This is a genomic window from Acinetobacter sp. YH1901134 (assembly GCF_013416965.1).
GTDB lineage: Bacteria > Pseudomonadota > Gammaproteobacteria > Pseudomonadales > Moraxellaceae > Acinetobacter > Acinetobacter amyesii.
Genome location: NZ_VPEW01000028.1, coordinates 1 through 7,371, shown reverse-complemented (window position 1 = coordinate 7,371; position 7,371 = coordinate 1). Strand labels below are relative to the sequence as shown.

Here is a 7,371-nt window from a genome sequence, read left to right as displayed (position 1 = left end):
TTCAAACAAATTCAGGCTGGGTTTATACTGCATTTATTATTGATGTGTTCTCACGAGCAATTGTTGGATGGAAAGTATCGACACGGATGAATACAGATATGGTGCTCGATGCATTGGAGCAAGCATTGCATGATCGAGGCATGCCAAAGAATGTGATTCATCATTCCGACAGAGGTGTGCAATATCTTTCCATTCGCTATACCAATCGTTTAGAAGCAGCAAATTTACGAGCATCAGTCGGTACGACTGGTGATTCATACGATAATGCTTTGGCTGAAACGGTGAATGGCTTATACAAAACAGAGGTGATTGAATATCTAAAAGCAGATTGGCAAGGTTTAGCGGATGTACAACTTGCGACACTAAATTGGGTAGATTGGTTCAATAAAGAGCGTGTACATAGTGCACTAGGTTATGTATCACCTTTTGATTTTGAAGCAATGTACTATGATAAGATTAACCCGTTAGGTCAGGTGGCCTAACTTAAATAAAAAACTCTCCGACAAACCCGGTACGGTTCAGTTGATTGAATTATAGGGGCTATCAATGCGAGTTGGAAAATCAAAAAAAGAAGCTTTGGCTTCTTTTTTTTTTGATCATCTATAAGTGCTTATACAACTGAGAAAATATAAAACACTTGAGAATTTTCTTAAGTCATACATTGTGACTTAAGAATTTGATAAAGAACATTGTATGAAATAAAAAAGAGAAAATCATAAATATTTGAAAAATAATAATAAATAAAATTGGCATGCAAGTTGCAATAATCTTATGGAGAATATGAGGATTTTGGTATGCAGCAACTCAATGTAGAACAGCCTCCTTGCTTTATTCATGTTACAGGGACTCAGCGTGACAAATATATCGAATTTGAATTTTCGATAGGTGATCCAGGGGTCGTTTGCGGGAGAGGGCGAAATCCTACGCTAAGGCTTTGGCCAACGATATTCTCCGGTAAGATTGATGTGTTCCCAGGGGATAGGAGAAGTCGCTTGATATCTAGTATGACGTCTGTCGCACCTGCTTGATCGCGGCCGCGATAGCTAGATCGCGTTGCTCCTCTTCTCCATCCGCGTTCCAAGCTGCGGAAAGGCACCCATAAGCGTACGCCTGGTCGAGCAGGCGACGCGGATCGACGTCCAGCGCACGAGAGAATGCGTCCGCCATCTGTGCAATGCGTCTAGGATCGAGACAAAGGTCGTCTCTGTCAGCCGGATCGTAGAACATATTGGCGGCGCCAAAGCCCACTTCACCGACCAGACCGACGGGATCTATCACCAGCCAGCCGCGACTGGAGAACATGATGTTTTCATGATGCAGATCGCCATGTAGCCCACGCAGTTCCGAGGCATTGCTCATCATTTGATCGGCTATAATCGCCGCGTGGACGTAGTCAGTTTGACAACCTGCGTTTTGATCATCGCGCGCCCGCTGAAACAAAGCTGCAAAGCGATCCCGGATCGGGAGAAGGGCAGAAGGCAGGGGTTCCTCAGATGCGGCATACAGCTTCGCCATTAGTTCCGCTGCAATTTCGGTCGCCTGGTAGTCGCCGTGCTCGGCAACGATGTGAGAGAGCATTCGCTCCCCGGCATATTCGAGCAACATCAGATTGTTCTCACGACCGAGCAACCGGACTGCTCCCCTCCCATTGCGCCATACCAGATAGTCGGCCCCGCGCAGTTCATCAGCAATGTCTTCTATAGGTTTCAATCCCTTGACGATTGCAGGAGTCCCGTCTGGCAATGAAACTTTCCAAACGAGGCTGGAAAAGGTGTCCGCAATGAGAACAGGTTGCGAAACGTGCCAATGAGCAGGAAAAACAGGCGGCATGAACATCAACCCCAAGTCAGAGGGTCCAATCGCAGATAGAAGGCAAGGCGTTCGCGGTCGGGGGCTTCGATCCCCAATACATTGAATAGGACAGCGAAGGCGCGCTCTGCTTCATCTGGCGCTGCCCAGTTCTCTTCGGCGTTAGCAATCATGAGTGCCAAATCGGCATAGCGATCTGCTGTTCCGAGCCGCCCAAGGTCGATCAGACCCGTGCATTGAAGAGTTTTAGGGTCCACCATGAAGTTCGGCATGCAGGGATCACCATGGCAAACAACCATATCGGTGCGCTCTTGGTCGAGCCGCACCGGTAGCTCTCGTTCGACACGAGCCAAAAGATCGAGCTGCGGCGTACTCTTGTCCTCGTCCGGTAAGAAGTCGGGATTGACGGCATTGCGGGACACCACATCAACGGCGCGTCCGAACATTCGCGACAGCCTGCGCTCAAACGGACATTGATCAACCGATAGGCTGTGAACAGCGCCAAGTTGCTGCCCCATTGACGGCCACGCTTTGAGCAAATCCGCTCCAGACAGATCAGCCGCCGGTACTCCCGGAATTGCCGTTATCACCAAGCATGCACCCTCCTGTTCCTCCTGCCAGTTGATCACCTCGGGGCAAGCCACACCTCGACCTTTGAGCCAAATGAGGCGGTCACGCTCTCCAGCGAGCTCACCGCGGCGGGAAGCAGGTGCGATTTTCGCGAAGGCATGCCCGTCACCACGTCGAAAAACAAAATCACCAGATTCTCCGCCTCTGACAGGCAACCAGTCAGAATGCGATTCACCAAAAAAAATATTAGTTCGATTCAATGGAGGTTCCTTCAGTTTTCTGATGAAGCGCGGAGGTGGCTCAACCTGCGAAAAGAAACGAGTTGCTACGTAAGTCCGAGAACATGCTTTCCATGGTCTCTGAGCTCGCCTTTGGGACCGACATATCGGTAGAGAGTGACGCGCTCGATGCCGAGTTCCTTGCAGAGATCGGAAACTGAAGTATCGCGCTGGGCCATGGCGGCTTGCGCGAGACGCACCTGAGCTTTGGTGAGCGCGAATTTTCGTCCGCCCTTGCGACCGCGCGCTCTCGCGGAGGCGAGACCCGCCATGGTGCGCTCTCGGATCAGATCCCGCTCGAACTCGGCCAAGGTGGCGAAGATTCCGAACACCATGCGACCGGACGCAGTCGTGGTGTCGATCTGAGCGCCCTTTCCAGTCAGAACCCGCAGGCCGATCTTGCGGTCTGACAGCTCCTTCACCGTGTTGACCAGATGGGCAAGCGATCGTCCGAGGCGATCGAGCTTCCAGACCACCAGCACATCGCCGTCACGCAATGACTTGAGGCAGGCAGTCAAGCCAGGGCGATCATCACGACCGCCGGAAGCAAGATCATCATAGATATTGTCCCGTTCGATGTCAATGGCCATTAACACGTTCGACACCTGCGGCGCGCAAGGCGTCGTGCTGCAGGTCGAGAGACTGCGAGCCATCGGCTTTGGAGACGCGGGCATATCCGATCAGCATGTATCACAAACGTTGGTTTGAGGCGGCGCTTCGGCCACGATTGCATTGACCTCTGGAAATGTATCTCAACCAGCTTCATAAACAAAGCGTCTTGAACGCTATCAGATTTTGAAAAAGGAACATGTATGCCGCGTCGCGTCACTCTAACCGATCGGCAGAAAGACGCGCTGTTGCGCTTGCCGACTTCACAGACGGATTTGCTCAAGCACTATACGCTGAGTGATGAAGACCTTGGGCATATCAGGCTGCGTCGGCGCGCTCACAACAGGTTCGGCTTCGCCCTGCAATTGTGTGTCCTGCGCTATCCCGGCCGGGTGCTGGCTCCAGGCGAACTGATCCCTGCAGAGGTCATCGAATTTATCGGAGCGCAGCTTGGCCTGGGTGCCGACGATCTCGTAGACTATGCTGCCCGCGAGGAAACACGGCACGAGCATCTTGCCGAGTTACGGGGGCTCTACGGCTTCCGCACCTTCTCCGGACGTGGTGCGAGCGAGCTGAAGGAATGGTTGTTCCGAGAAGCCGAGATGGCGGTGTCGAACGAGGATATCGCCCGTCGCTTCGTAGCCGAGTGCCGACGCACCCGCACTGTCCTTCCCGCGACATCCACGATCGAGCGGCTTTGTGCCGCGGCTCTCGTCGATGCCGAGCGACGCATCGAGACGAGGATCGCCAGTCGGCTGCCTATGTCGATCCGAGAACAGTTGCTGGCATTGCTCGAGGAGACGGCTGATGATCGGGTGACCCGTTTTGTGTGGCTGCGCCAGTTCGAGCCTGGCTCGAACTCTTCGTCGGCCAACCGGCTGCTCGACCGGCTCGAATATCTGCAACGCATCGATCTCCCCGAGGATCTGCTTGCCGGCGTTCCTGCCCATCGGGTGACTCGTCTGCGCAGGCAGGGTGAACGGTATTATGCCGACGGCATGCGCGATCTCCCGGAGGACAGGCGGCTTGCGATCTTGGCTGTTTGCGTCTCGGAATGGCAGGCGATGTTGGCCGACGCAGTGGTCGAAACCCACGACCGGATCGTCGGCCGTCTCTACCGTGCTTCGGAGCGTATTTGCCATGCAAAGGTCGCAGACGAAGCGGGGGTGGTGCGTGACACCCTGAAATCCTTCGCCGAGATCGGGGGCGCCCTGGTCGATGCACAGGATGATGGCCAGCCGCTGGGCGATGTCATCGCGAGTGGGTCAGGGTGGGACGGCTTAAAAACCCTTGTTGCAATGGCAACCAGGCTGACCGCCACCATGGCCGACGATCCGCTCAATCATGTGCTCGACGGTTATCACCGCTTCCGCCGATACGCTCCACGCATGTTGCGCCTGCTCGATCTGCGAGCTGCGCCCGTTGCACTGCCGCTTCTGGAAGCGGTGACGGCCCTTCGTACCGGTTTGAACGATGCCGCGATGACCAGCTTCTTGCGGCCCAGCTCGAAATGGCATCGCCACCTTCGGGCCCAGAGGGCTGGCGACGCTCGCCTATGGGAGATCGCGGTGCTGTTCCATCTGCGCGATGCGTTCCGCTCCGGAGATGTCTGGCTTACTAGGTCCCGGCGCTATGGCGATCTGAAACACGCACTCGTTCCGGCACAATCCATCGCGGAAGGCGGTCGTCTCGCTGTGCCATTGCGGCCGGAGGAATGGCTGGCAGACCGGCAAGCTCGCCTCGACATGCGGTTGCGCGAGCTTGGCCGTGCCGCTCGCGCAGGCACGATCCCGGGCGGGTCGATTGAAAACGGCGTTCTGCATATCGAGAAACTCGAAGCCGCCGCGCCGACAGGCGCCGAAGATCTGGTGCTCGATCTCTACAAGCAGATCCCGCCCACGCGCATCACCGATCTCCTGCTGGAGGTGGATGCGGCGACCGGCTTCACCGAAGCGTTCACCCATCTGCGCACAGGAGCACCCTGCGCTGACCGGATCGGGCTAATGAACGTTATCTTGGCGGAAGGGATCAACCTCGGCTTGCGCAAAATGGCGGATGCGACAAACACCCACACCTTCTGGGAATTGATCCGCATTGGACGGTGGCATGTCGAGGGCGAAGCCTATGACCGGGCGCTGGCCATGGTGGTCGAGGCACAGGCAGCGTTACCCATGGCCCGGTTCTGGGGCATGGGCACGTCGGCTTCGAGCGACGGACAGTTCTTCGTCGCTACAGAGCAAGGTGAGGCCATGAACCTGGTCAACGCGAAATATGGCAATACCCCGGGCCTGAAAGCCTATAGCCACGTCTCCGACCAATATGCGCCGTTCGCAACCCAGGTGATTCCTGCAACGGCAAGCGAAGCGCCTTACATCCTCGATGGCCTGCTGATGAACGATGCTGGACGCCATATCCGCGAGCAGTTCACCGACACGGGCGGCTTCACCGATCACGTCTTTGCCGCATGTGCCATTCTCGGCTACCGGTTCGCTCCGCGCATCCGCGACCTGCCATCCAAACGGCTCTACGCGTTCAATCCGTCGGCCGCCCCGGCGCACCTGCGAGCGTTGATCGGCGGAAAGGTCAACCAAGCCATGATCGAGCGCAATTGGCCCGACATCCTGCGCATCGCCGCCACCATTGCTGCCGGGACCGTCGCGCCAAGCCAGATTCTGCGGAAACTCGCCTCCTATCCGCGGCAGAACGAGCTCGCGACAGCCCTGCGGGAAGTCGGTCGCGTCGAGCGCACCCTGTTCATGATCGACTGGATTCTGGATGCCGAACTCCAACGGCGTGCCCAGATCGGGCTCAACAAAGGCGAAGCTCATCATGCGCTGAAGCGGGCAATCAGCTTCCACCGCCGCGGTGAAATCCGCGACCGTTCCGCCGAAGGCCAGCATTACCGCATCGCCGGCATGAATCTGCTCGCCGCCATCATCATCTTCTGGAACACCATGAAGCTCGGCGAGGTCGTTGCAAACCAGAAACGCGATGGAAAGCTGCTATCGCCCGATCTCTTGGCCCATGTTTCGCCGCTCGGATGGGAACACATCAATCTCACCGGAGAATATCGCTGGCCAAAGCCTTAGCGTAGGATTCCGCCCCCTCCCGCAAACGACCCCATCCAGAGTTAGCTGTAGAAATGATTATGCCAGTCAAGGCTTTTGAAGAATTCTGCGCACACCATCAAGTACAGCACCTAAGTACGGATGATTTTGCAAAGATTGAATATGACCGCATGAAGTGGCGATTTGGACAGGCCGGTATTAGAGAATAAAAACTCTAGTCTTTATTAAAAAATCAGGAAGATTTATATGCAAATTGATATTAAAACATCTTCAGTTAAGCCTTTAAGAAATACTTATGCTTATATTGAAAAAAGATTTGGTGATAAACCAGCTTCACGTTATCAAGAAGCGACCTACGATATTCAGGAAGAAATTAATTTTCATTACAAACCTTTATGGCAGCCTGAATTTGATCTTTACGATAAGGGCCGTACTGTAATCCAAATGAAAGATTGGTACGTGCTTAAAGATCCTCGTCAATTTTATTATGGGGCTTATACCCAAACTCGAGCTAAACAACAAGAGATTTTAGAAAGTAATTTTACGCTTGTTGAAAAACACGATTTATTAAGAAATATTTCTGAAGAAATTCTAAACAAAGTAACGAAATTACTACTCCCACTTTATTGTAAACAAGACATTTTTATCTTTTATATTCAATGGCTTATTTTCCTGCTAATTGGTAATACCATGAAAAATACCATGCTCAGAAAAGGCTTAACAATATTTTGAAAAATTGCCTACTGAGCGCTGCCGCACAGCTCCATAGGCCGCTTTCCTGGCTTTGCTTCCAGATGTATGCTCTTCTGCTCCTGCAGCTAATGGATCACCGCAAACAGGTTACTCGCCTGGGGATTCCCTTTCGACCCGAGCATCCGTATGAGACTCATGCTCGATTATTATTATTATACTCTGTACACGACAAATTTCACAGAACCCTTATCCTATCAGGATTCTGCTTTCTTAAAATTGCCAAAATTTCCTTAAACTCTTCTTTTTTCCCAAAACCAATTAAACGCTGAATCGCCATTTGAACA

The 7,371-nt window shown here is 53.4% G+C and carries 6 protein-coding genes and 1 pseudogene; 4 read left to right on the top strand and 3 right to left on the bottom strand.

Annotation, left to right across the window (positions count from 1 at the left end; all coding sequences use genetic code 11):
• On the top strand, positions 1–482 hold a 482-nt coding region (locus FTV50_RS16245), incomplete at its 5' end, for an IS3 family transposase (RefSeq protein WP_180025073.1).
• Between the two features lie 517 nt (positions 483–999).
• Here FTV50_RS16245 and FTV50_RS16240 read toward each other — a convergent pair.
• The 3 genes and pseudogenes from FTV50_RS16240 to FTV50_RS16230 form a co-directional block, all read right to left on the bottom strand.
• On the bottom strand, positions 1,000–1,836 hold the full coding sequence (locus tag FTV50_RS16240) for an aminoglycoside O-phosphotransferase APH(6)-Id (RefSeq protein ID WP_000480968.1): 837 nt from the start codon (positions 1,834–1,836) through the stop codon (positions 1,000–1,002).
• Positions 1,836–2,639, bottom strand: a complete 804-nt coding sequence (aph(3'')-Ib, locus tag FTV50_RS16235) for an aminoglycoside O-phosphotransferase APH(3'')-Ib (RefSeq protein ID WP_001082319.1) — start codon at positions 2,637–2,639, stop codon at positions 1,836–1,838. The genes FTV50_RS16240 and aph(3'')-Ib overlap by 1 nt, the downstream gene beginning before the upstream one ends.
• A gap of 65 nt (positions 2,640–2,704) precedes the next feature.
• Positions 2,705–3,344: pseudogene (locus tag FTV50_RS16230) on the bottom strand (recombinase family protein).
• A 125-nt stretch (positions 3,345–3,469) separates the two neighbouring features.
• On the opposite strand from FTV50_RS16230, the gene FTV50_RS16225 reads away from it, so the two are divergent.
• From FTV50_RS16225 to FTV50_RS16215, 3 genes are read left to right on the top strand one after another with little or no spacing between them, the layout of a single operon-like run.
• Entirely contained in the window at positions 3,470–6,355 is a 2,886-nt protein-coding gene (locus FTV50_RS16225) for a Tn3 family transposase (protein WP_001138082.1), read from the top strand.
• Positions 6,356–6,408: 53 nt separating this feature from the next.
• Positions 6,409–6,543, top strand: coding sequence for a phenol hydroxylase subunit (locus FTV50_RS16890; protein WP_223231885.1), 135 nt, complete (start codon positions 6,409–6,411; stop codon positions 6,541–6,543).
• A gap of 37 nt (positions 6,544–6,580) precedes the next feature.
• Positions 6,581–7,066, top strand: a complete 486-nt coding sequence (locus tag FTV50_RS16215) for a hypothetical protein (RefSeq protein WP_006581703.1) — start codon at positions 6,581–6,583, stop codon at positions 7,064–7,066.
• Positions 7,067–7,371: the final 305 nt, after the last annotated feature.